A 21,959-nucleotide genomic window follows, 5' to 3' on the forward strand; every position below is an offset into this window, starting at 1 on the left:
CCATGCCCCGGCGCTACTTCACCGTCGACGACGCCAACGCCCTGCTGCCGGAACTGACCACATTGCTGCAAAGCATGCTGGAAGCGCGCCAGCACATGATCGACTCGCGGCCGAACTGGGAGCCGATTGTGGACAAGGCGCGCGGCAACGGCGGCGGGGCGCATGGCCGCGCGCTGTACCACGACACATTGACGATCTACGCGACGCTGGAGCGCATGACCGAATGGGGCATCCTGATCAAGGATGTCGATAGCGGGCTTGTGGACTTCCCGCACATGCGCGACGGCCGCGAGGTGTACCTGTGCTGGCGGCTGGGCGAGCCGCGCGTTGCGTACTGGCACGACACCGATTCCGACTTCGCCGGGCGGCAGCCGCTGTAGGCGCCCTCCGCACAATAGGCACGGCACACTTGTACGATCTGCACAATCATCTGCTGCCCGGCGTGGACGACGGCGCGAAAGACTGGGACATGGCGCTGGCCATGGCGCGCATGGCTTACGCCGACGGCATCCGCGGCATGGTCTGCACCCCGCACAACTCGGCGTGGTGGAACCATTACTTTGAGGACAAGATCGCGCCGCTGACGCGCGAGTTCGCGCAGCGCGTGCGCGACGCCGGGCTGGAAATGGAGATCGGCGCGGGCAGCGAGATCTACATCGATCTGGACATCCTGAAGCGGCTGCAGGACGGCCGCGCCGCGCCGCTGAACGGCACCCGCTACCTGCTCGTCGAGTTGCCGTTCACCAGTTGGCCGTTGTATGCAGAGCAGGTGGTGTTCGAACTGCAGACGGCGGGCTACATCGTCATCCTGGCCCATCCCGAGCGCTATACCGCCGTGATGGAGAAACCGTATCTGATGCAGGGCATGGCCGATCGCGGCGTCATCGGACAAGTGACGTCCGGCAGCCTGGAAGGCAAGTTTGGCAGTCGCGCCCAGAAGACCGCCATGCAGTTGATCGAGAATCACTGGGCGCACTACATCGCCACCGACGCGCACGAGTTGAGCAACCGCACGCCGACGCTGCGCGCGGCGCACGACGTCCTGAAGGCGCACTTCGGCGAGGCACAGGCCACCGCCATGTGTGTGACCATTCCGCGCCAGATCTTTCATGACGAAGAGGTCTCGCTGGAGACGCCTCACACGTGGGATTCGCAGCCGCACCGCAGCCTGTTCAGTTCGCTGTTCCGGCGGCAATAAGCACGTGACGTTTATCACAGGCAAACCGGCGCATTTGGCTGATAGCGGCTGCGCGGCAGCGCCGCGCGCATGCCCGGTTCGCTGTGGGAGGTATTTATGAAAGTCGTACTGATTAACCCGAAATTCCATCTGCCGATCGACACGCGCAAGACCCCGCACCTTGGCCTGGCCTACCTGGCGGCGGTGTCGGAGCGACGCGGCGATGAGGTGTACCTCTACGATGCCGATGTCGAGGACGAGCCGCTGGCGGAGTTCATCCAGCGCGTCAAACCCGACCTGGTTGGCATCACCTCGAACACGCCACAGGTCAAGCAGGCCTGGCGCACGGCCGACGCCATCAAGTCGGTCTGGGACGTGCCGGTCGTGATTGGCGGGCCGCACCCGTCGGTGCTGCCGGAAGAATCGGCCGCCAAGCCGGGCATCGACATTGTGGTCGAGGGCGAAGGCGAGGAAACCTGGATTGATATCAGCGACCGGCTGGAGCGCTACAAACGCGACGTGCCGGAGTTCAAGTCGGCGGACTTGTTGAGCGTGCACAGCGAGGTGTTGGAGCCGATCTACGGCATCACCTACCAGACATCCGATGGCCGCATGCACCGCAACCCGGAGCGGCCGCCGATCATGGACCTCGACTCGCTGCCGTTCCCGGCCTACCGCTTCTTCAAGATGGATCGCTACAGCAGCCTGCAGCCGGCCATGGACGCGGTCAATGGCGCGCGCTCGTTCAGCATGATGACGTCGCGCGGCTGCCCTTACCGCTGCACCTTCTGCTCGCAGTCGATCATGCCGATCAAGTGGCGCGCGCGCTCGCCGGAGAACGTCGTGGCCGAGTACCGCCACCTGATCCGCGAACTGGGCGCCGAGGAGATCGGCTGGCTGGACGACAGCGCCAACATTCGCGTCAAGCGCATGCATGAGATCTGCGACCTGCTGATGGCGGAGGGGTTGAACACGGTGCCGTGGATCATGATCAATGGCATCCGCGCCAACCTGGCCGACGAGGTGACGCTGCGCAAGATGAAGGATGCCGGCTGCAAGCGGCTGGCATTCGGCGTCGAAACCGGCGACGAGGACATGCTGGTCTCGATCGACAAGCGCATCGACCACGACACGATCCGGCAGGCGTTCAAGAATGCAAAGAAAGTCGGCCTGGAGACGATGGGCTTCTTCATCATCGGCCTGCCGGGAGACACCGAGCAGACGATCGAGAAGACGATCAAGTTCGCCATCGAGGTCGACCCGCTCGTCGCCAACTTCTCAATGATGACGCCCTATCCGGGCACGACCGTCTACGAGATTGCGACCAAGAAGGGCCGCATGCTGATGAAGGACTGGGAGGACTACGTCTTCTTCGAGGGCAAGGCGCGCTATGAATTGGGCGACATGACGGCCGAACTGGTGGAGCGCAAGTGGAAGGAAGCGTATCGCCGCTTCTACCTGCGCCCCAGCCGCGTGGCCAAGACGCTGACGCGCGCCGCCACGTGGAAGAACCTGCCGCGCACCGTGGGCATGGCCTTCAAGGTCGTCTTCCCGCGCGCGACCAAGGACGAACTGAAGCCGGTGCTTGAGAGCGCCTCGGTGGCCGGCGGTTAGCGCGTATTCAGGTGAATGTCATGAGCACGACCACTGCAATTCAGACGCCCCCTGCACAGCGGAAACGACCGAAGCCAACGGCCGTCCCGACTATCGGTGACGCCTCGGTGTCGGTCAATCTGCGGCCGTTCAGCGCGGACGAATATGAGGCGATGACGCGCAGCGGCTTGCTGGGTGAGGACGACCGTTGCGAACTGCTTGAAGGGGAGATCATCGAAATGAGTCCGATTGGCAGCCGGCATGCCAGCGTCGTCGCGCGCCTGACCGAGCTTCTGATCGAAGTGGTTGCCCGCGCAGCGATTATCTGGACACAGAACCCGGTTCGGTTGAACGATTTCTCGGAACCGCAGCCGGACGTTGCAGTGCTTCGGCGGGACGAGTCGCGCTACGCAGGCGCGTTGCCGGTCCCGACCGACATCCAGGTGCTCATCGAGGTGAGCGATACCTCGCTGGAAGTTGACCGCACGATCAAACTGCCGCTATATGCTCGCAACGGCATACCGACTGTCTGGCTAATCAATCTTGCGGATGACGTTGTCGAGGCGTACACGGATCCGATTGAATCGGCGTATGCAACGCAGCGTGTTGCTCGTCGCGGTGAGCGTTTGAGTCTCCCGCGATTTCCAGACTCCTCGATGTCGGTGGACGATGTACTGGGCGCGGCAGCCGGTTAGCGTAGCGTGGGAGTCATAGAACTTTGAAACGTTTGTGGCTGGACCTGGGCGATCTGGGCGTGTATGTGCGCCCGGCCGGCGCCCACGACCGCTGGCAGGATCACGGTCTCGGCCTCCTGCGCACGATCATGCAGCAGAACGGCGTCGAGAACGACCTGTTGTCGACGCGCTCGCTCAAGGCGTGGAAAGACCTGCCGAAGCTGCTTGAAGGCTACGACATGCTGATGATGAACGTGCGGTCGTATACCTTCCCGTTTGCCTTCAAGGCGGCGCAGGAGTTCAAGAAGGTCAACCCGCGCGGGCTGGTGCTGGCCGGCGGCATGCACGCCACCGTCGCGCCCGACGAGATGGAGGCGATCGACGCCTTTGACAAGATCGTGCAAGGGCCGGGCGAGCACACGATCGTCGAACTGGCGCAGGACCCGGCGGCGTTCCCGCGCATGGTGATGGGCGTCGGCACCAAGTCGATGGCCGAATGGCCGATGATGGACCGCGCGATGTGGCCGAACCCGCACCTGTCGGACTTCCCGTGGCCGTTGGAGCCGGAGTGCGGCTGGGGTCCCGGGCCGGTCGCGACGATGCTGACCAGCCGTGTCTGCCCGTGGCACTGCGTTTTCTGCAACGAAGCCTCGTTCATCCCGAACATGGGCCGCAAGCCGGTCGACCAGGTGATCGACGAGTTGAACTACCTCGACCGCAAGCACGGCCCGCTCGGCTCGGTGGTCATCCACGACTCGATGTTCTTCCAGCAGCCCGCCTGGCTGCGCGAGTGGCTGGAGAAGTATCCGTCGAAGGCGCGCAAAGTATGGCCGTACTGGGCCGCCGGGCGCAGCGACACGGTGCGCCAGTGGCCCGACCTGTTCGAGGCACTGGTCAAAGAGACGAACTGGAACACCATTTCAATCGGTTTTGAGTCGGGTAGCGACCGCGTGCTGCGATTGCTGAACAAGGAATGCACCGCCGAGGACAATAACGTCGCGATCGACCTGCTGAACCGGGTTGGCGACGACATGGAGCGCGAGGGCAAGGCGCCGCCGAAGTTTTGGGCCAACATCATGCTCGGCATCCCAGGTGAAGAGCCTGCCGACGCATACGATACGATCCGCATGTTGTGGCGCATGAAGCGCGTCCTGCCGTCGATCTCGTATTATGCGCCGTACCCGGGCTCGGCGCTCGGCTACCAGTTGATCGCCGAGGGCAAGAGCCTGATGTCGAAAGACAACTACCACCGCTTCCCCAAGGACGAGAAACTGAAGGGGATCGACTATAAGTTCTACAACCGCCTGCTGGCGGGCAAGTTCGATCGCGAGATCAAGGCCGGGCAGACGCCTTCGGTGCAGAAGAAGTCCGGCAATTTCATGAACTGGTTGATCAAGGCTTAAGGCGCGCATGAGCAGCTTTGCGAACCCGCACCATATCTACCTGTTCAACATGACGAACGGCCGGCAGAAGCTGGCCTACGGCGCGTCGCCGGAAGACGCGCTGGCCATCCTGCAAATGCGCCTGACGGAACGCGAGATGGCGCTGATCATCAAAGACCAGTGCGAGCGCGTCAACCAGCGCGAGTTGCGGAAGTTCATCCTCAATCTCGGCTAGGCGTTGCGGCGCGGCGCTGAATGAACCACGTCCGCGTCCGGACAGCCGGGCGCGGACGGTTCTTTTGCGGCGAAACGCGCGCCGGCACCGCTGTGTGTATTTAAGAGCATTTCCGGCATTGATCTGATACAAACCCAAGAGCGTCATTGCGAGAATATCATGTTGTGGCCCCAGAAACTTGGGCGCGGCCGGCGGCCAAGCCGTCATGCCGGCGAAAGTTGGTGATGCGCCGGGGGCGCACACCCCGCGCATGAGAATAGTCCTGCCAATGGTGGGACGGGTCTTTGACCCGTCCAGTCGGCCAGGTCAAAGACCTGGCCCTACCACAGGACGATCCATTTTCATGGGAGCCGGCATCCAGGGGTGTTGACTCTGGGCCCCGGCTTTCGCTGGGGCGACAACCTGGGCGCCTTGCCGTTGGCCGCAGCGAAGTTTCTGAGCAGGAGCGCCGTTTGCGACGAAGCAATCTCGGTTGGCCGAAAGCCGAGACAGTTTCACCGCCTGCGGGGGGTTGCTCATGAACAGTGCATGGTCGGCGCGGCGCGGGAAGGATTTCTCAGCCGCAACGCGGCTTCGAAATGACAGAGCGCGCGGCGCCGTCATTTCGAAGGCACGCAGTGCCTGAGGAATCTGCCGGTGCCGCCTGTTGCTCCCGGCATAGAGTTATCGCCATGACGACTGTGGGAGGCCGTATCGGACAAATCCGGAAAACGCTCCAGGGAACGTGACTATGCCATTTCTTGCTCTGCCCGACGCCGAACTTTTTTACGAAGTGACGGGCGCCGGCCCCGCGCTCGTCTTCGCGCACGGGCTCGGCGGCAACCACCTGTCGTGGTGGCAGCAGGTGCCGTTTTTCCGCGAGCGCTACACCTGCGTGACATTTGCGCATCGCGGCTTCGCGCCGTCGCGTGATGCGTCGGGCCGGGGACCGCGCGCCTTTGCCGATGATCTGGCCGCGCTGATAGACCACCTCGGCTTCACGGATGTTCGCCTGGTGGCGCAGTCGATGGGCGGTTGGACGTGCACCGCCTACACGCTGGCGCACCGCGAGCGGGTGCGCGCGCTCGTGCTGGCCGACACGGTTGGCACGCTGACGCACTCCGATATCGACAGCCATTTTGGGCGCGGCGGCGGCGAGGCCAGCCTGTTCGCGCGGGGCATCCACCCGGCGGCGGGAGAGCGCATGGCGCAGGAGCAGCCAGCGCTGCACTTTCTGTATCGAGAGATCGACGGCCTCAGTCATGCGCTGGACAAGCAGTCTGTGCGGGCGATGCTGGCTCAGATGCGCGACACGCCGGTGGAGTCGTTCGCCGCGCTCGGCATTCCGCTGTTGTGCATCGCCGGCGATGAGGACATCGTGATCCCGCCGGGCGCCGTAGCGGCACTGGCTGGACTGGTGCCCGGCGCGCGGCTGGCGCGTGTGCCGGAGGCGGGGCACTCGGTCTACTTCGAGCGTCCGCAGACGTTTAATCGCCTCGTGGACACATTTTTGGACGGCACCGGCTAACCGCCGGCGCGGAGGAGCCTATGTTCGGTCGTCGTGGTCGGATGGGACGCCCGCGCCCGTTGCGGCGCCTGGCGCGTGCCGTGGGCTTGCTGGAGCCGCGCCCGCGTCAGATGGTGAACGAAGCGCATGCACTTGAGGCGGCGGGGCGTCACGCCGAGGCGGCCGCGCTCTTCGCGCAAGTGGCTGATCTGGCGGCACAGCACGGCGTGCTCGACCGCGCCGGCAACCTGTCGCTGCAGGCGTCGCGCTGCCTGCTGAACGGCGGCGACGCGGCCGGCGCGCTGGCGCGCGCGCGGACCGGCCTCAACTTGCTGGTGCAGGCCGGGCGCGAGCACCGCGCCGCGATGTCGTTCCAGATGGCAGTCGATGCGTTGCGCGCGCAGGGACATGCCGCGGAAGCGGCTGCGCTCCAGAAGGAGTTTACGTCGCTGGCGCAAACGGCCGCGGCGGACGAGCCGGACGACGAGCCGGCCGCGCGCGGTCACCTGCCGCCAAAGTGCGTCAATTGCGGGGGCCCGCTGCGCCCCGGCGACGTGGATTGGATCGACGACGCCACCGCCGAGTGCCCGTACTGCGGGTCGGCAGTGCGCGCCGGCTCGTAGCCCATGCTCAGCCTGATTGCCCGCCTGCCGCTCTACCAGTCGTTCTACCGCTGGGGTTTCCCGCGCATGTTGCCGTTCAGCGTCGTCGTATCGCTGTCGTATCGCTGCAACTCGACCTGCGCGACGTGCGATGTCTGGCGCAAGCCGAACGACGACATGACGCCGCAGGAATGGCGGCGCGTGTTCCGTCATCTCGGGCACACGCCGTTTTACATGACCTTCACCGGCGGCGAGCCGTTCCTGCGCACCGACATGCACGAAGTGGTCATCGCGGGCTACGAGGAGTGCCGCCCGGCAGTCATCACCATCCCGACGAACGGCATCCTGACCAAGCGCATTCTCGACCGCGTCGCGACGATCTGCGATGCCGCGCCGACGGCGCAGATCGGGCTGAACCTGTCGCTTGACGGCATCGGCGCGGACCACGACGAGATTCGCGGCGTGCCCGGCAACTGGGAAAAGGCGATGCAGACGTGGGCCGGGTTGAAGGCGTTGCAGAAGACGAAACGCAACCTCGTGCTCACCGTGCACACGGTGCTCTCGAAGTTCAATATCGGAAAAGCAAAGGCAATCTACGATGGCTTGCAGTCGCTGTCGCCCGATTCGTACATCACCGAGGTCGCCGAGGAGCGCGTCGAACTGGACACCGTGGGCTGGGGCATCACGCCGCCCGCGAACGAGTACGACGCCGTGGCCGACTTCCTGTCGGACAAGGCGCGGGCGTGGCCGGCTCGGGGCATCGCGCGCTTCACGCAGTCGTTCCGCGCGCAGTACTATCAGCTCGCCAAGCGCACGCTGGCCGAGAAGCGCCAGGTGATCCCGTGCCTGGCCGGTTGGGCGTCGGCGCATATCGCGCCGAACGGCGATGTCTGGTCGTGTTGCATCCGCGCCGAGGCGGTGGCCAACCTGCGCGATCACGACTACAACCTGCGGCCGGTCTGGTTCGAACACCAGGGGCGGTTGCGCGCCATGCGTCGCTCGATCAAGAACCGCGAGTGCTACTGCCCGATGGCTAACGCCAGCTACGCCAACATGCTGCTGCACCCGCCGACGCTGGTCAAAGTCAGCAGCGATGTGCTGCTGCACAGTGTCGCAAATCCCAAATCCCAAATCTCAAAGCCCAAACCCCAAAGCGCGTGACATGGCAGGGCATAGAGGCAGATCGCGTACAACAATGCGAGGCGTGACGAACACGCGAATGGCGGGCAGCGCGCTGTGTTGGGACTTGGGATTTGGGGCTTGGGATTTTCTTACTGTCCGAAATTAGCCGGGATGATCGTCAGCGTCCGCGCGGTCAATTCCGTCGGCAGCGCCTGCTGGCCCTGACCCTGTCCGCCAAACCCGCCCTGCGGAGTGTCCGTTCCGATCAGCACGCGCGAGCCGGGCTTGATGTCGCTCAACGCGCCGCCGGTGAGCTGTTCGACTGTTGCGCCATCGGCCAGCGTGACCTTGACCGACTGTGTCTGCTGGCCGCGCACGACCGAAACAGTCAGCGTGTTGCCATCAACTTTGTCCACGGTGCCGTTGTATCCCGTGAGCAACCGCGCCAGGCCGCGTTGCACGCTGTTGGCGTTGCCGCCGCTGGCAGCCGGGGTGCCGTTGTTTGTCTGCCCGTTCGCGCCACCAAAGCCGCCGGCGCCCTGGCGCGCCGGATCCGTTGTGATGGCCGTTCGTGCGGCGACGCCTTCAGACAGGCCGACGGAGTGCCCGCTCTGGTAGGCGTAACCGTAAACGGTCACGCCGAAGGATAGGAAGATCACCGTAACGAGGACAAAATTGAGTTTCATAGGCAGCTTCTCCGAATCAGAGTATTATACTGTTTCAGTTTGATCATGTCCCCGTAGCTGGGGGGCAAGTGCGGTTGTCACCCTCATCCCCTGGCCTCTTCTCCCCCGCGCGCGGGGGAGAAGAGGAAAAGCTGATTGGGGAGGGCGGCGATTGCTAATTAGTGCTGACACATGCAACAATCGCTTGGGGACATACTCATCACAAAATAGTATTACGCCTGTGCAAACGCGCAGCGCACCTGGTAGGTTTCGAAATGTGATGGCGGCCGGACGGTCCCGGCATCCCCGTCTGATATTCGACGCCATATGGCGAGACTCCCGGTTCGCTTCTGGTTCCGGAAGTCTCGCCACCGCGGCCCGTACTATTCGGTTGTGTTATTCAGTTGTTGGCGCAGTCGATACTAGCGGCCGCGATGCGGACCCGGTTTTCCGGCGGGGCCGCTGTACTTGAACTGCAGGTAGTTGTCGATCCGCTGGTTCAGGCCGTCCTTCAGTTTGGTCGCCTGGTCGGCCGTGAGCTTGCCATCCTTGACGGCCTGGTCGATCTGCGCGGTTTCGGCATCCACGATCGCCTTCTTCACGGTATCCAGCGCAACACCCTTTTCCTTCGCCAGGTCCGCGACCGACTTGCCCGAGCGCAGCGCGTTGGCCAGGTCCGGCGTCGTCATGTTGAGCGCCTTGGCTGCGGCGTCGCCGCCGATCTTCAGCGCGCGGCCCATCATGCCGCCAACCGGACCGGGGTTGCCACGGCCAATCGGGCCGCCCTGACCGGGAAGGCGCGGGCAGTCCGCCCAGTTGGCCGCATCAATCCGTTCCTTCAGCTTGGTTGCCTGGTCGGCGGTGAGCTTGCCGTCCTTGACGCCTTGATCGACGAGTGCCTTGGCGGTGGCCTTCTGCGCGCCCACCAACTTCGACACGTCGATACCGAGTTGCTTGGCCAGTTCGGTATCCCAGGCCTGGCAGCGGTTGGTGGCCGTCGCCTGATCGGCCGCCGCAGTCAGCGCCCCGCTGACTACGCCTTGCACATTGGTCTTGGCGAGCGTGGTGCCGACGGTGATCACACCCAGCGCCAACAACACGCCGAAGACGGCTGCGACGATCTTGATCTTCATGCTATTCTCCTTGGTACTCTGCGGTTTGAACTCACGCTATTAAGATAGCCCCGCGCCATAAGAGCCAAATGAGAAAGGCCTGAAATGACGCTACAAGCAAATTAGCTGCGCGAAGTATCGCCCCGCCCTGCATTCGCGGACTACTTGACCCAGATCGGGCTGTAGTCGTTGTAGCCGTTCTGGCTGATATTGTGTTTGCCGCTGCCATCAAGGTTCATGACCCAGATCTGCTTGCGCTCGGCAGCTTCCACGTTGGTCCAGTAGACAATCTGGCTGCCGTCGGGCGAGAACGACGGGTGCTTGTACCACTCCTTGCTGCTCTGCGTGAGGCGTTCATTGGTATTCTCGACCGCGTCGTACAGGTAGATCTCATCATATCCGTTGATCTGGGTCACGAAGGCAATGTGGCGCGAGTCCGGCGACCACACCGCGTCGTAATCGATGCCCGGAAAGCCCGGCGCCGCGCCGGTAACCATAGTTTCGTAGCCCGTCTCGATTCTGTGTGCCCAGATCTGCTGGTCGCCGCCCCGGCCGCCGAGCACACGATAGAACAGGTACTGCTTGGCGTCCGGCGATGTCATCTCGCGGTCGACCAAGGTCTCAAGCGCGTCGCTACAGTTGCACGGCTGCTGCCCGCTGCCGTCGGCGTTCATCATGTACAACGTCGGATAGGCTTCCCGATCGGTCATGAACAAGATCTTGCCGCGCAGCGAGGGCAGGCTCATTGGCGTGCCGATCGGCGCGATCGTCGGTACCGGTCCCATTGGTACGGGCGTATAGGGAATCACCAGCGGCGTGACCGGCGTCGGTGTTGCGGTTGAGAATGGCGCGACCGTGGGCATCAAAACGGTTGGTCTGGGCACCTGGGTCGGCGCGACGTTGTTACTGGCCGGCTGTCCGCCAACACGGACGGCCGTCGGCGCGAATATCGCGGTGCCGGACGGTGTGGCGGCTGTCTGCGGCACGGTGGTGCCATTGCCGCCAGGCCGACCCGCACCGGGTGTGGCGTTCGGGTTGCCGCCGGGGCGCCCGGCGCCTGGTGTGCCTCCGCCCGGTCCACCGGGGCCGCGCGTGCCGCCGGCCCGCGGGCCGCCCGGCGTCTCATTGCCCGCCGTTGCAGCGGTGGTCGCGCCGCCTGGCGCTGTGGTTGCATTGCTGCCCGCATCGCAGGCGGCCAGCATAAGGGCGGCCACGATCAGAACCGCCACCCAGGTTAGACGAATACGCATCAAAACCCTGCCTTCCGAACCAGTCCCGCAGGAGCCCGGCATGCCGCCAGGCCTACGGCCAGTAATGGTCATAAAAAAGTGTGTCGTACAACAACTTCCCGCTGTATACCACGACGCCGAATATGGCCGCCGGCATCTGTGCCCGGCTTATCCAGTGTGGCGTCCAGTCGGCCAGCGGCACCGTGGCGCAGATCGTTCCAACCACGATCGCCGCAGCCACCCGGATCGCCAAACGCCGCCATAGATGTGCGCGGGTGCTCACTGGGGGCATGGCGCGTGGCGTCGGACGTCGTCGCGCCTATTCGTACCGCAGCGCGTCGATCGGATTCAGGCCGGCGGCGCGCGTCGCCGGGTAGACGCCGAAGAACAGCCCGATCGCCGCCGAGAACAGCGTCGCCAGCAGGACTGCGTCGAGGTCGACCACGGCATTCAATTGTCCGCCACTGAGATTCGAAAAGAGCCGCGACAAACCCCAGCCGATGGCGATGCCAATCAAACCGCCGGTGATCGACATGACGACCGCCTCGGTCAGAAACTGCACCAGGATGTCGCGCCGCTTGGCGCCAATCGCCTTGCGGATGCCGATCTCGCGCGTGCGCTCGGTGACCGAGACGAGCATGATGTTCATGATGCCAATGCCGCCGACCACCAGCGAGATCGCCGCGATGCCGCCCAGGAAGGCCGTCAAAATATCCGTCGTCTGCGTGGCCGTCTTCAAAAGGTCATCGAGGCTCGTGACGCGGAAATCGTCGTCGCCCGTCAGGATGCGGTGTCGCTCGCGCAGGATTGTGCTGATGTCCTGAATCGCCGGCTGAATCGACGCCGGGTCGACGACCTGGATGCTGATTTGGCTAACGCGTGTGGCGCCGCGGAAGCGGCCGCCCGCCTCGACGCGCGAGTTCAGTGTGGTGATGGGCATGAACGCGACGTCATCCTGGCTGCCGAAGCCGCTGCCGCCCTTGGCAACGGTCACGCCGATCACGCGGAACGGGATGCCGTTTACCTTGATCGTCTGGTCGACGGGGTCGCCATCGCCAAACAGGTTGGCGGCGGTTGTGGGGCCGAGCACGACCACGGTCGAGCGGCCGGAAATCTGGCCATCGTTGAACCACTCGCCGCTGGCGATCGACACGTTGCGCACGGTCGCATAGGGGGGCGTCACGCCGGTGACGCGCGTACGCGCGTTCTGTCCCTGGAATGTCAGTTGCCCCTGCGCGCCGAACTCCGGCGCGACGTCGGCGACCGCCGGCAGGCCGGCGTCCTTGAGGGCGATGGCGTCGTCGAGCGTCAGGGTGGCCGCGCTGCCTGCGCCCTGGCTGACGCCGCCCTGGTTGCTTGCGCCGGGCTGTATGAAGAGCAGGTTGGTGCCATTGGCCGATAGTGAGCTAAGGATCTGGGCCTGAACGCCGCGCCCGATCGACATGAGTGCGATGACGGCGCCGACGCCGATGATGATGCCGAGCATCGTCAGGATCGAGCGCATCTTGTTGGCAGCCAGGCTGCGCAGCGCGATGCGAACGCTTTCCGTAAGATTCATATCAATCGCCTTTTCATGCGTGTCAATAGACGCGGTGCTCGTCCATATGCTTCGCGATTAGCGGCTTGAGGTTGATTTCCTCACGCTCGATCTCGCCGTCAATCATGTGGATCATCCGCCGACAGTGCGCTGCAATCTGGGGATCATGCGTAACCATCACGATTGTCACACCCCGATCGGCGTTCAGCGTCTGCAAAATGTGCATGATCTCGGCACCGACCTTGCTGTCCAGGTTGCCGGTCGGCTCGTCGGCCATGATGATTGCCGGGTTGTTGACGAGCGCGCGCGCAATCGCGACGCGTTGCTGCTGCCCGCCCGACAGTTCGGTAGGGCGGTGGTGCGCCCGCCCCGTCAGTCCAACCGACTCCAGCGCCTCCATCGCCAGCTTGCGGCGCTCTTTGGCGCCCGCGTACACCAGCGGTAGCTCGACCTGCGCGATAGCCGCCGTGCGCGAAAGGAGGTTGAACTGCTGGAAGATGAAGCCGATCTTGCGGTTGCGGATCTCGGCCAGTTGGTCGTCGTTCATCGTGCTGACTTCGACGCCGTCGAGCTTGTAGCTGCCGCTGGTTGGCTTGTCCAGACATCCGAGCATATTCATCAGCGTCGACTTGCCGGACCCAGACGGGCCCATGATGGCCACCATCTCGCCGTAATTGACTTGAAATGACACACCCCGCAAGGCGTTTACTTCGACATCGCCCATGTGATAGGTCTTGACGATGTTTGCAACCTCGATAACGGCCCCTTCACGCTTGCTACTAGCGACAGCCACTGGAATCGCTGGCTGTGCATTTCCCCTTTTCAAAAACGCCATGAGGCATACGTCCTTTCAATCTCTGCTGGACAAGCCATCACTTGAACCGCGCCAGCATGAAATCCTGAACCGCCTTGCCGTTGGCGCGCAGCGTGCCGTCCGCGTTCAGCAGGGCGCCGGCTTTGCCGGCTTCCGGGCCGTTCCAGATCGCCGCTGCGAGGCCCAGATCGATTACTTTCTGCAGCCAGGCCGTCACCGCGCTGGCGTTATCGGCGGCCAGCGACAGTTCTTTGATGACAACCGGCAGACCGGCAGTCGCGCGGGCGTATGTGACGGCTTCTTCAAGCAGGGTCGCGTCGGCCAGGTTCCAATTCAGGCTGACGTAGTCCGCGCCCGCGCTTTTGTATGCCGCCATGAATGCGCGTCCGCGACTGATATCGCTCTGCATTTGTGGCGGCAGCCGGTCCAGGCTGCGCGCGGCGCACAGAGTGGCGGTTGATGCGGCGTCCATGGCGCGCTGGGCGAAGACGCACGCCGTGCTCGCGCCGGCCTGCTCAAATTTGCCGGCCCAGACCAGCATCAGCGCCTGCTGGCTGCCGAGGCCGCCGTTGGCGCATTTGCTGCGGCGGCTGTGGGCGGCGTCGCACGCGGCCTTTAGTTCGGATGCGTAGTCGACCGGCAGGAACGCCGTCGTGTCGGTGCGCGCCTCGTCGTGTTCCACGAAGATCAGTTCGGCCCGGTACTGGTCGATGATGCCCGCGACCGTGCGCTGAAAGGCGGCGGCATCATCGAGCCGCCGATTGGCCGACTGCGTGGCTCGGACACCGAGCGCAATCTTGAGGCCGGATGTTGCCAGCGGCGCGCAGTCGGCGCATGCGCTGCGCCACTGGTCCACCACCACATCAGCCGGGCGGAAGTACGCCGTGCCCAGCGTTTTCGCCGCCGCGATCCGGCGATCAATCGTCCATGTGTCGGAGGGCGCCTGCACCCCGAATATGTTGCGCGCGGCGGATGCGGATGTGGCGGTGCCGCGCGCCGGCTCTGGTGTTGCGACGGCGCCCTGAACCACGACCCGCGTTGCCGTCGGCGTCGGCGGCGCGGGCGTTTCGGTCGGCAGCACCGGGATCGCCCGCGCGGTGGCCTGCGCTACGGGAAGGGACGTGGCCGGGGCCGCCGGCGTGCACGCCACAAGCCCGGCGAAGATCAGAACCGAAAGCCATGCGAATGGTCGTATCATAAGCGGGAAGCGGGCGACCGGCACGCTTCTGCGCTTGTGGCCCGCGCTCTCCTTGTCGTTTTAGCGGCCGACGAACACGGGGCCGCCGCCCGGAGCGCCGCCAAAGCCGCCGGTCGTCGGGCGTGTGGTGGTTGAGGCGATCACAACGACGTCGCCTTCCCTCAAGCCGCTGAGAACCTCGGCATTGGTGTCATTTTGCAGGCCAATCGTAACCGTGGTTGGTACCGGCAGCCCGACGGCGCTCTGGACCTGAACCTGGCGCGTGCGGCCGACCGTGCGGATGGCGCGGTTTGGCACCAGCAGCACGTTCTCGCGCTGGTCGACGATGATACCCACATTGGCGGTCATGCCGGTCTTGATGACGGCCGGATCGACGCCTTTCAGCGTGATCACGACCGGGTAGTTGACCACACCCTGCGTGGTCACGCCCACGAGCGCGACTTGATCGACCGTGCCGGTCAATGCCGTGCGGTCCGGCAGGGCATCCATAGTAATGTTGACCGTCTGGCCCTGCTTCACCTTGCTGATGTCCACCTCGGCCATGTTCACGGTGACCTGGAGCGTGTTCAGATCGGAAATCTGGACGGCCGCCGTGCTGGCGCCGACCTGGAAGAAATTGTCGATGTTCAACTGGGTAACCGTACCGTCGAACGGCGCCACCAACTGCGCGTCGCGCAGGTGATACTGCGCCTGCTGGAAGGCGACCCGCGACTGGTCAAACGAGCTTTGCGCAATCGCCAGATCCTGCGGCGTCGGGCTGGAGAGCAGTTTGTCCAGGCTAGCCCTGGCTGATACAACGGTGGACAGCGCGCTGCGCACGGCCGAGTCGTTGATGCCGATCACCGTGAGATTGAAGTTCGTGACCGCGTTGCTGTAGTCGATCTTGGCCTGCTGCAACGCCACGCTGACCGACGTGAGATCGGTCACACGGTTCAGAACGGCCTGGTCGTAGTCGTTCTGCGCCTTCTGCAGGCTGAACCGGGACTTGTCCACTGAGCTGCGTGCCACGGCGACCTGCGCGTCGTTCAGGCCGGCCTTGCGCACCGCAATGTCGTAGTTCGCCTGCGCGTTTTCGACATTGGCACGGGCCGCGGCCACGTCCGAATCGGTCGGGCCGGCTTTGGCCTGCTCGTAACGCGCCTGCGCCGCATTGAACGACGAGGTGGCGTTGGCCAGCGTCACTTGCAGGTCGGTGGTATCCAATTCGGCCAGCACCTGGCCCTGTTTCACTTTGTCGCCCAACTGCACGAATACGCGGCTGACCGTTCCGGCCGTGCCAAAAGTCACGTTCAGTTGTCGCCGCGCGGCGATCGGGCCTGCACTATTGACGGTTGCGATCAGGTTCCCGCGCGTCACAGTGGCGACTTGCGCCCCGCCGGTCGTCGCCGCTGCCGCCGTCTGGCTGCGCGTGCTGTTGTACACGACAAATGCCGCGCCACCGAGCGAGAGAATGGCGAGGACGATGAGTATGCGCCTCAAAGTCATAGAAACCTCCGGAGAGCTGGGAACATCGCGAAGCGGCGAAGACGGAACACCACAATTATACCGCGATCACACGATTTGTATTGAGTTGATCGGCTACGGCTGTGCCGATCGCCGCCAATGGGTGACTCTTCTCCGATAATGCCTAAACATGCGTGCCAGAGCCGTGCCGTTGATCGGGACACCGTTCCATAATATGACAGTGTAAGATGAGAAGTCGTTGAGAAAGTCCTAAGAATCGCATGCAACCTGCTGCTGACGCTCATAATTGCACACGAACCTAAAAATATGCGCGTCCATATTGACACGCTATTGAACGTATGTTATATTGTCGCGAGTTTGACATATTAAGGACATGAATGATGGAAAGCGATCTACCTGACCCTGCAACGTCCCCAGGAAATCTTCAGCCCTCCCCGGAATGGAGGGCTATCTTTATTTATGGAGGGTGCTTTCATGACTGCCAATTGCCCCGAATGTGACGCCGAAATCACGCTGGGTGACAAGACGATGAAGGGCGAGATTGTCGTCTGCCCGGACTGTGGCGCCGAGTTGGAGGTCGCCAATGTCGATCCGCTCACGCTCGAGCTGGCGCCGGAGGAAGAAGAGGATTGGGGCGAATAGTCGTCGCGCAGCCAAACCGCCATTACCGGCAAAGCAACTGCAAGCCTGCAAGGAGGCCCGATGAAGGTCGGAGTACTGTACTCGCGCGTGCGCGTTGAAGAAAAACTGCTGTTCGATGAGTTGGAGCGCCGGGGCGTTGACTACGACAAGATCGACGACCGCGATGCCGTGTTCGAGTTGAACGATCCCGGACCGTGGAAGAAGTACGACGTGCTGCTCGAGCGCTGCATCAATCACAGCCGCGCATTATACGCGATGAAGATCCTGAATGACTGGAGTATTCCGACCGTCAACACGGCGCATGTGGCGGATGTCTGCGGCAATAAACTGGTCACCTCGTCTCAATTGGTAAAGGCGGGAGTGCCGACCACGCGTATAAAGGTGGCGTTCACGCCGGAATCGGCGCTGAAGGCGATCGAGGAGCTGGGCTACCCGGTGGTCCTCAAGCCGGCCATCGGCTCGTGGGGCCGCCTGCTGTCCAAGATCAACGACCGCGATGCCGCCGAGGCGGTCTTGGAGCACAAGGACGTGCTGGGTTCGTACCATCACTCGATCTTCTATATCCAGGAGTACATCCGCAAGCCGAAGCGCGATATTCGTGCCTTCGTCGTCGGCGACCGCTGCGTTGCCGCGATCTACCGCCATGCCGAGCATTGGATTACCAACACCGCACGCGGCGGGCAGGCCAGCGGCTGCCCTGTGACCGATGAGCTGAACGAAATTTGTGTGCGCGCCTCGCACGCGGTCGGCGGCGGCATCACCGGTGTGGACCTGCTGGAAGACCCGCAGCGCGGCTATCTGGTCAATGAAGTCAACTACACGATCGAGTTCCGCAATTCGATCGCCACGACCGGCGTCAACATCCCGGAGAAGGTGATCGATTACACACTCGCGGTGGGTGAAGGTCAGATCAAGGTGCTGTGATGGGGGCATTGAAGGCAACCATCATTGGCGGCTCGGGTTACGCCGGCGGCGAATTGATCCGCCTGCTGCTGCGCCACCCGCAGGTGGAGATCGTGCAGGTCACCTCGGAGTCTCACGTCGGCGAGTACGTGTACCAGGTGCACCCCAACCTGCGCAAGCAGACGGCCCTGCAGTTCACGTCGCTCGACCAAGTGCAGCCGTGCGACCTGCTGTTCGCCGGGCTGCCGCACGGCGAAACGCAGAAGCGTATCGAGCAGCTTGCGGCGCTGGCGCCGCGCATCGTCGACCTGTCGGCGGACTTTCGATTACATGATGCCGCTGTCTACCAGACGTGGTATCATGAACCGCACAGCGCGCCCGGCTGGCTGCCGAAGTTCGTGTACGGCCTGCCGGAGTTGCACCGCGCCGAGATGGCGAGCGCGAACTATGTGAGCGGCGTCGGGTGCAACGCGACGGCCAGCATGTTCGCGCTGCTGCCGCTGCAGCGCGCCAGCCTGATCGACGAGTCGAAGCCAGTGATCGTCGATATCAAGGTCGGGTCGAGCGAAGGCGGCAATTCGCCGAGCCTGTCGTCGCACCATCCGGAACGCAGCGGGAGCGTGCGCTCGTTCGCGCCGACCGGCCACCGGCACACGTCCGAGATCCAGCAGGAGCTCGGCCTGCGCAACGTGCATCTGTCGATCACGTCGATCGAGCTGGTGCGCGGCGTGCTGGCGACGGCGCACGTCTGGCTGAAAAGCGGCACGGCGGAGAAGGACCTGTGGAAGGCGTACCGCGCGTTTGCCAAAGATGAGCCGTTTGTGCGGATCGTCAAGGATCGCACGGGCATTCACCGCTACCCGGATCCCAAGATCCTGGCGGGCACCAACTGGGTGGATATCGGCTTCGAGCTTGAAGAAGGCACGGGGCGCGTCGTCTCGATCAGCGCGCTCGACAACCTGATGAAGGGCGCGGCCGGCACGGCGGTGCAGGCGATGAACCTGATGTGCGGCTTCCCGGAGACGACGGCACTGGAGTTCGGCGGGCTGCATCCGTTGTAATCCGTAGGGGCGTATTGCATACGCCCTGGGACACATGCAATGTGCCCCTACATATGACTCGGTTGAACGGAATGCCTATGATCGTCGTAAAAATCGGCGGGTCGCGCGGCATCAATATGGACTATGTCTGCGCCGACGCCGCAGCGCTGCTCAAGGACGGGCGGCCGCTGGTGCTCGTTCATGGCGCAGGCAAGGAGACGGACGAACTGGGCGAGAAGCTGGGCTTTCCGGCCCGGCATGTCACCTCGCCGCAGGGGTACACCTCGCGCTACACCGACCGGCAGACGCTGGAAATCTTCGCCATGGCGGCGGCCGGCAAGACGAACACCTTCCTGGTCGAGCGGCTGCAGAAGCTGGGCGTCAACGCCGTTGGGCTGACCGGCGTCAGCGGCCGGCTGATGGAAGGCACGCGCAAAGACGCCATTCGCATCGTCGAAGGCGGCAAGCAGCGCATCCTGCGCGACGACTACACCGGGCGTGTGGAGAAAGTGAACGCGCCGCTGCTGCAGTTGCTGCTGGGCGCTGGCTACTTGCCGGTGCTCGCCCCGCTGGCGATCAGCTACCAGGGCGACGCGATCAACGTGGACGGCGACCGGGCGGCGGCGATGGTGGCCGGTGCGCTGGGCGCGCAGACGCTGGTCATCCTGACCAACGTCGTCGGGCTGATGCGCAGCTTCCCGGACGAGTCGTCGCTGATTACAAACATTGACCGGCATCGGATCGAGCAGTCGCTCGACTTTGCCGAAGGGCGCATGAAGAAGAAGGTGCTGGGCGCCAGTGAAGCGCTGGGACTGGGCGTGCCGCGTGTCGTTTTCGCCGACGGCCGCGTAGAATCGCCCATTCGCCGCGCCATGGAGGGGCACGGAACCGTCATCGCCTGACGGCCCGCCTGCTTATCATGGACGTTGTGAACTATCTGGTCGTTGCGCTGGGTATGCTGGTCGCCGGATCGATCAATGCGATCGCCGGGGGCGGCACGGTCTTCTCGTTTACCGCGCTGGCCTGGACCGGCATGAACCTGATCCACGCCAACGCGACGAATGCGGCGGCGCTGGTGCCGGGCTCGCTGGGCGGCGCGTTCGCTCTGCGCCGCGAACTGGCGGCCCAGCGGCGCAGTTTTGTGATCCTGTTGATCCCGACGCTGGCGGGCAGCCTGGTGGGGGCATTTGTCGTCTCCTCGTCATCCGAGGACACGTTCCGCCGAGTCGTACCGTGGCTGGTGCTATTCGCGACGGGCGTGTTTGCCGGGCGCAACCTGATTGTGCGGATGACCACCGGACAGCCGGCCGTCGGCATGACGGATCCGCGCATCGGCTGGCTCTCCTATGCGGCGGGCATCCTTATGCAGTTCGTGATCTCGTTCTACGGGGGCTACTTCGGCGCCGGCATCGGCATCCTGATGCTGACCTCTCTGAGCATCATGGGCATGCACGACGTGCTGAAGATGAACGCGCTGAAAAATATCCTGGCCGTGGGCATCAACGGCACGGCGGCGGTGTTCTTCATCGCGCGCGGCCTGGTCGACTGGCGGTTTGCCCTGCTCGGCATGGTCTGCTCCCTGACGGGCGGCTACGTCGTGGCGCGCTTCGCCAAGCGCATCAACCAGAACTACCTGCGGGTCGGCATCGTCGTCGCCGGCGTCGTCGTCTCGGCCTGGATGTTCTGGCGGCTCTCCAACTGACACCGCTGATCAACTATGAACTACACGGCAACTCTGGCGCTGGAGGACGGGCTGATTTTGCGCGGCGAATCGTTCGGTGCGCCCGGCGAAGTCTGCGCGGAGGTCGTCTTTAACACGAGCCTGACCGGATACCAGGAGATCATCACCGACGCGTCGTACTGCGGCCAGATGATCGTCTTCACCTGCTCGCACATTGGCAACGTCGGCGTGAACGACGAGGATTACGAGTCGCCGCGCGCGCAATGCGGGGCGATCATCGCGCGCGAGATCGAGCGCACGCCCTCAAACTGGCGCGCGCGACAGTCGCTGCCCGACTGGCTCGTGGCGCAGAACGTCGTCGCGCTCGGCGGCGTGGATACGCGCATGCTGACGCGCCACCTGCGCGATCGCGGTGTGATGAAGGGCATCGTATCGACGCTCGACAGTGACGCGGACAGCCTGGTCGCCAAAGCGCGCGCCTGGCAGGGACTGGAAGGGCGGGACCTGGTGCGCGAGGTGACGTGCGACGAGCCGTACGTCTGGGATGAGGCGACGATGGCCGAGTTTGCGCCACCCGAAACGGCCGCGACGCGCGCGGCGATGGCGAAGGGGCAGGCGTTGGAGCCGGCAAAGCGCCCGCACGTCGTGGTCTACGACTTCGGCGTCAAGCACAACATCCTGCGGCGGCTCGTCTCGTATGGTTGCCGTGTCAGCGTGGTGCCCGCCGCGACGCCGGCCGCCGATGTGCTGGCGCAGAAGCCGACTGGCGTCCTGCTCTCGAACGGTCCCGGCGATCCCGCGGCTCTGCCGTACGCGGTCGAAACGGTGCGCGGGTTGCTGGACGCCGACCTGCCATTGTTCGGCATCTGCCTCGGCCACCAGTTGCTGGGGCAGGCGCTCGGCGGCCGCACCTACAAGCTGAAGTTCGGCCATCATGGCGGCAATCATCCGGTGCAACTGCTGACCACCAACGCGACGGCGATCAGCGCGCAGAACCACAACTACGCGGTCGACGCGGACTCGCTCGACACGACGCGTGTGACGATCACGCGCCGGAGCCTGAACGACAACTCGGTCGAAGGCTTGCGCGTGAACGGCAAGCCGGTGTTCAGCGTGCAGTATCATCCCGAATCGTCGCCGGGCCCGCACGACTCCGACGATCTGTTCGCGGAGTTTGTGGCCGCGCTAGGGAAATCGCAGCGGGAAGTCGCATAATCGTCGATTGACCATCATCCGTATGACGTTGTGCGCCTGACGAAACAACGAGATTCCAGGCCACGGCGAACAGTCCTGTTGACCTGTCATGCTAAGCGCGAAGGCGAGTCCGCCCGAGTTGAGTCTGCCACGCGCGCGAAGCATCTGTGTCGCTGGTATTTAGATGCTTCGCGCGCGTCACGTATTAC

The 21,959-nt window shown here is 63.9% G+C and carries 23 protein-coding genes; 15 read left to right on the plus strand and 8 right to left on the minus strand.

From position 1 onward, the window contains the following. Positions 1–2: 2 nt before the first annotated feature. From HZB53_04465 to HZB53_04505, 9 genes are all read left to right on the plus strand, one after another. Entirely contained in the window at positions 3–380 is a 378-nt protein-coding gene (locus HZB53_04465) for a DUF2203 domain-containing protein (GenBank protein ID MBI5876883.1), read from the plus strand. A gap of 29 nt (positions 381–409) precedes the next feature. Continuing rightward, on the plus strand, positions 410–1,198 hold the full coding sequence (locus HZB53_04470; protein MBI5876884.1) for a protein-tyrosine-phosphatase: 789 nt from the start codon (positions 410–412) through the stop codon (positions 1,196–1,198). 96 nt (positions 1,199–1,294) lie between these two features. Beyond that, positions 1,295–2,791 (plus strand): cobalamin B12-binding domain-containing protein, encoded by a 1,497-nt coding sequence (locus HZB53_04475; protein ID MBI5876885.1) that lies wholly within the window; start codon positions 1,295–1,297, stop codon positions 2,789–2,791. Positions 2,792–2,898: 107 nt separating this feature from the next. Beyond that, positions 2,899–3,465, plus strand: coding sequence for a Uma2 family endonuclease (locus HZB53_04480; protein MBI5876886.1), 567 nt, complete (start codon positions 2,899–2,901; stop codon positions 3,463–3,465). A 38-nt stretch (positions 3,466–3,503) separates the two neighbouring features. After that, on the plus strand, positions 3,504–4,847 hold the full coding sequence (locus tag HZB53_04485) for a B12-binding domain-containing radical SAM protein (GenBank protein MBI5876887.1): 1,344 nt from the start codon (positions 3,504–3,506) through the stop codon (positions 4,845–4,847). Between the two features lie 7 nt (positions 4,848–4,854). After that, positions 4,855–5,061 (plus strand): hypothetical protein, encoded by a 207-nt coding sequence (locus HZB53_04490; protein MBI5876888.1) that lies wholly within the window; start codon positions 4,855–4,857, stop codon positions 5,059–5,061. Between the two features lie 730 nt (positions 5,062–5,791). Then, positions 5,792–6,568, plus strand: coding sequence for an alpha/beta hydrolase (locus HZB53_04495; protein MBI5876889.1), 777 nt, complete (start codon positions 5,792–5,794; stop codon positions 6,566–6,568). Positions 6,569–6,588: 20 nt separating this feature from the next. Continuing rightward, positions 6,589–7,170 (plus strand): hypothetical protein, encoded by a 582-nt coding sequence (locus HZB53_04500; GenBank protein ID MBI5876890.1) that lies wholly within the window; start codon positions 6,589–6,591, stop codon positions 7,168–7,170. A 3-nt stretch (positions 7,171–7,173) separates the two neighbouring features. After that, positions 7,174–8,310 carry a radical SAM protein gene (locus HZB53_04505; protein MBI5876891.1) on the plus strand — a complete coding sequence of 379 codons (1,137 nt, stop codon included), beginning with the start codon at positions 7,174–7,176 and terminating at the stop codon, positions 8,308–8,310. Positions 8,311–8,420: 110 nt separating this feature from the next. Here the strand turns inward: HZB53_04505 and HZB53_04510 are convergent, their stop codons facing one another. The 8 genes from HZB53_04510 to HZB53_04545 form a co-directional block, all read right to left on the minus strand. Further along, on the minus strand, positions 8,421–8,957 hold the full coding sequence (locus HZB53_04510; GenBank protein ID MBI5876892.1) for a hypothetical protein: 537 nt from the start codon (positions 8,955–8,957) through the stop codon (positions 8,421–8,423). A 401-nt stretch (positions 8,958–9,358) separates the two neighbouring features. Then, positions 9,359–10,069 (minus strand): hypothetical protein, encoded by a 711-nt coding sequence (locus tag HZB53_04515; GenBank protein MBI5876893.1) that lies wholly within the window; start codon positions 10,067–10,069, stop codon positions 9,359–9,361. 140 nt (positions 10,070–10,209) lie between these two features. Further along, the gene (locus HZB53_04520; GenBank protein MBI5876894.1) at positions 10,210–11,298 is read right to left on the minus strand and encodes a PD40 domain-containing protein; all 1,089 of its coding nucleotides are present in this window, start codon (positions 11,296–11,298) and stop codon (positions 10,210–10,212) included. Between the two features lie 52 nt (positions 11,299–11,350). Further along, positions 11,351–11,560: a hypothetical protein gene (locus HZB53_04525; GenBank protein MBI5876895.1), complete on the minus strand. Its 210-nt coding sequence runs from the start codon at positions 11,558–11,560 to the stop codon at positions 11,351–11,353. Positions 11,561–11,596: 36 nt separating this feature from the next. Next, a complete protein-coding gene (locus tag HZB53_04530; protein ID MBI5876896.1) occupies positions 11,597–12,835 on the minus strand; it encodes an ABC transporter permease in 1,239 nt (412 codons plus the stop codon). Positions 12,836–12,857: 22 nt separating this feature from the next. Beyond that, positions 12,858–13,649: an ABC transporter ATP-binding protein gene (locus HZB53_04535; GenBank protein MBI5876897.1), complete on the minus strand. Its 792-nt coding sequence runs from the start codon at positions 13,647–13,649 to the stop codon at positions 12,858–12,860. Between the two features lie 37 nt (positions 13,650–13,686). After that, positions 13,687–14,826, minus strand: a complete 1,140-nt coding sequence (locus tag HZB53_04540) for a hypothetical protein (protein ID MBI5876898.1) — start codon at positions 14,824–14,826, stop codon at positions 13,687–13,689. Between the two features lie 60 nt (positions 14,827–14,886). Next, positions 14,887–16,311, minus strand: a complete 1,425-nt coding sequence (locus HZB53_04545) for an efflux RND transporter periplasmic adaptor subunit (GenBank protein MBI5876899.1) — start codon at positions 16,309–16,311, stop codon at positions 14,887–14,889. A 453-nt stretch (positions 16,312–16,764) separates the two neighbouring features. On the opposite strand from HZB53_04545, the gene lysW reads away from it, so the two are divergent. From lysW to carA, 6 genes are all read left to right on the plus strand, one after another. Beyond that, positions 16,765–16,932, plus strand: a complete 168-nt coding sequence (gene lysW / locus HZB53_04550) for a lysine biosynthesis protein LysW (GenBank protein MBI5876900.1) — start codon at positions 16,765–16,767, stop codon at positions 16,930–16,932. 60 nt (positions 16,933–16,992) lie between these two features. Further along, complete coding sequence (gene lysX, locus HZB53_04555; protein MBI5876901.1) at positions 16,993–17,856, plus strand: lysine biosynthesis protein LysX; 864 nt, start codon at positions 16,993–16,995, stop codon at positions 17,854–17,856. Then, positions 17,856–18,896: an N-acetyl-gamma-glutamyl-phosphate reductase gene (locus HZB53_04560; GenBank protein ID MBI5876902.1), complete on the plus strand. Its 1,041-nt coding sequence runs from the start codon at positions 17,856–17,858 to the stop codon at positions 18,894–18,896. The genes lysX and HZB53_04560 overlap by 1 nt, the downstream gene beginning before the upstream one ends. A 77-nt stretch (positions 18,897–18,973) precedes the next feature. Further along, a complete protein-coding gene (locus HZB53_04565) occupies positions 18,974–19,777 on the plus strand; it encodes a [LysW]-aminoadipate kinase (protein ID MBI5876903.1) in 804 nt (267 codons plus the stop codon). A gap of 17 nt (positions 19,778–19,794) precedes the next feature. Continuing rightward, the gene (locus HZB53_04570; GenBank protein MBI5876904.1) at positions 19,795–20,577 is read left to right on the plus strand and encodes a sulfite exporter TauE/SafE family protein; all 783 of its coding nucleotides are present in this window, start codon (positions 19,795–19,797) and stop codon (positions 20,575–20,577) included. A 15-nt stretch (positions 20,578–20,592) separates the two neighbouring features. Further along, complete coding sequence (gene carA, locus HZB53_04575) at positions 20,593–21,771, plus strand: glutamine-hydrolyzing carbamoyl-phosphate synthase small subunit (GenBank protein MBI5876905.1); 1,179 nt, start codon at positions 20,593–20,595, stop codon at positions 21,769–21,771. Positions 21,772–21,959: the final 188 nt, after the last annotated feature.

Source organism: Chloroflexota bacterium, assembly GCA_016235055.1.
In the GTDB taxonomy this organism is placed as follows: domain Bacteria; phylum Chloroflexota; class Anaerolineae; order JACRMK01; family JACRMK01; genus JACRMK01.

What these genes read in the sequence shown, in the direction of transcription:
- lysX (MBI5876901.1), top strand. Translation starts at nt 16,993, where the DNA reads ATGAAGGTCGGAGTACTGTACTCGCGCGTGCGCGTTGAAGAAAAACTG.
- HZB53_04510 (MBI5876892.1), bottom strand. Translation starts at nt 8,957, where the DNA reads ATGAAACTCAATTTTGTCCTCGTTACGGTGATCTTCCTATCCTTCGGC.
- HZB53_04530 (MBI5876896.1), bottom strand. Translation starts at nt 12,835, where the DNA reads ATGAATCTTACGGAAAGCGTTCGCATCGCGCTGCGCAGCCTGGCTGCC.
- HZB53_04565 (MBI5876903.1), top strand. Translation starts at nt 18,974, where the DNA reads ATGATCGTCGTAAAAATCGGCGGGTCGCGCGGCATCAATATGGACTAT.
- HZB53_04500 (MBI5876890.1), top strand. Translation starts at nt 6,589, where the DNA reads ATGTTCGGTCGTCGTGGTCGGATGGGACGCCCGCGCCCGTTGCGGCGC.
- HZB53_04560 (MBI5876902.1), top strand. Translation starts at nt 17,856, where the DNA reads ATGGGGGCATTGAAGGCAACCATCATTGGCGGCTCGGGTTACGCCGGC.
- HZB53_04490 (MBI5876888.1), top strand. Translation starts at nt 4,855, where the DNA reads ATGAGCAGCTTTGCGAACCCGCACCATATCTACCTGTTCAACATGACG.
- HZB53_04570 (MBI5876904.1), top strand. Translation starts at nt 19,795, where the DNA reads ATGGACGTTGTGAACTATCTGGTCGTTGCGCTGGGTATGCTGGTCGCC.
- HZB53_04505 (MBI5876891.1), top strand. Translation starts at nt 7,174, where the DNA reads ATGCTCAGCCTGATTGCCCGCCTGCCGCTCTACCAGTCGTTCTACCGC.
- HZB53_04540 (MBI5876898.1), bottom strand. Translation starts at nt 14,826, where the DNA reads ATGATACGACCATTCGCATGGCTTTCGGTTCTGATCTTCGCCGGGCTT.
- HZB53_04495 (MBI5876889.1), top strand. Translation starts at nt 5,792, where the DNA reads ATGCCATTTCTTGCTCTGCCCGACGCCGAACTTTTTTACGAAGTGACG.
- HZB53_04545 (MBI5876899.1), bottom strand. Translation starts at nt 16,311, where the DNA reads ATGACTTTGAGGCGCATACTCATCGTCCTCGCCATTCTCTCGCTCGGT.
- carA (MBI5876905.1), top strand. Translation starts at nt 20,593, where the DNA reads ATGAACTACACGGCAACTCTGGCGCTGGAGGACGGGCTGATTTTGCGC.
- lysW (MBI5876900.1), top strand. Translation starts at nt 16,765, where the DNA reads ATGACTGCCAATTGCCCCGAATGTGACGCCGAAATCACGCTGGGTGAC.
- HZB53_04515 (MBI5876893.1), bottom strand. Translation starts at nt 10,069, where the DNA reads ATGAAGATCAAGATCGTCGCAGCCGTCTTCGGCGTGTTGTTGGCGCTG.
- HZB53_04520 (MBI5876894.1), bottom strand. Translation starts at nt 11,298, where the DNA reads ATGCGTATTCGTCTAACCTGGGTGGCGGTTCTGATCGTGGCCGCCCTT.
- HZB53_04475 (MBI5876885.1), top strand. Translation starts at nt 1,295, where the DNA reads ATGAAAGTCGTACTGATTAACCCGAAATTCCATCTGCCGATCGACACG.
- HZB53_04535 (MBI5876897.1), bottom strand. Translation starts at nt 13,649, where the DNA reads ATGGCGTTTTTGAAAAGGGGAAATGCACAGCCAGCGATTCCAGTGGCT.
- HZB53_04465 (MBI5876883.1), top strand. Translation starts at nt 3, where the DNA reads ATGCCCCGGCGCTACTTCACCGTCGACGACGCCAACGCCCTGCTGCCG.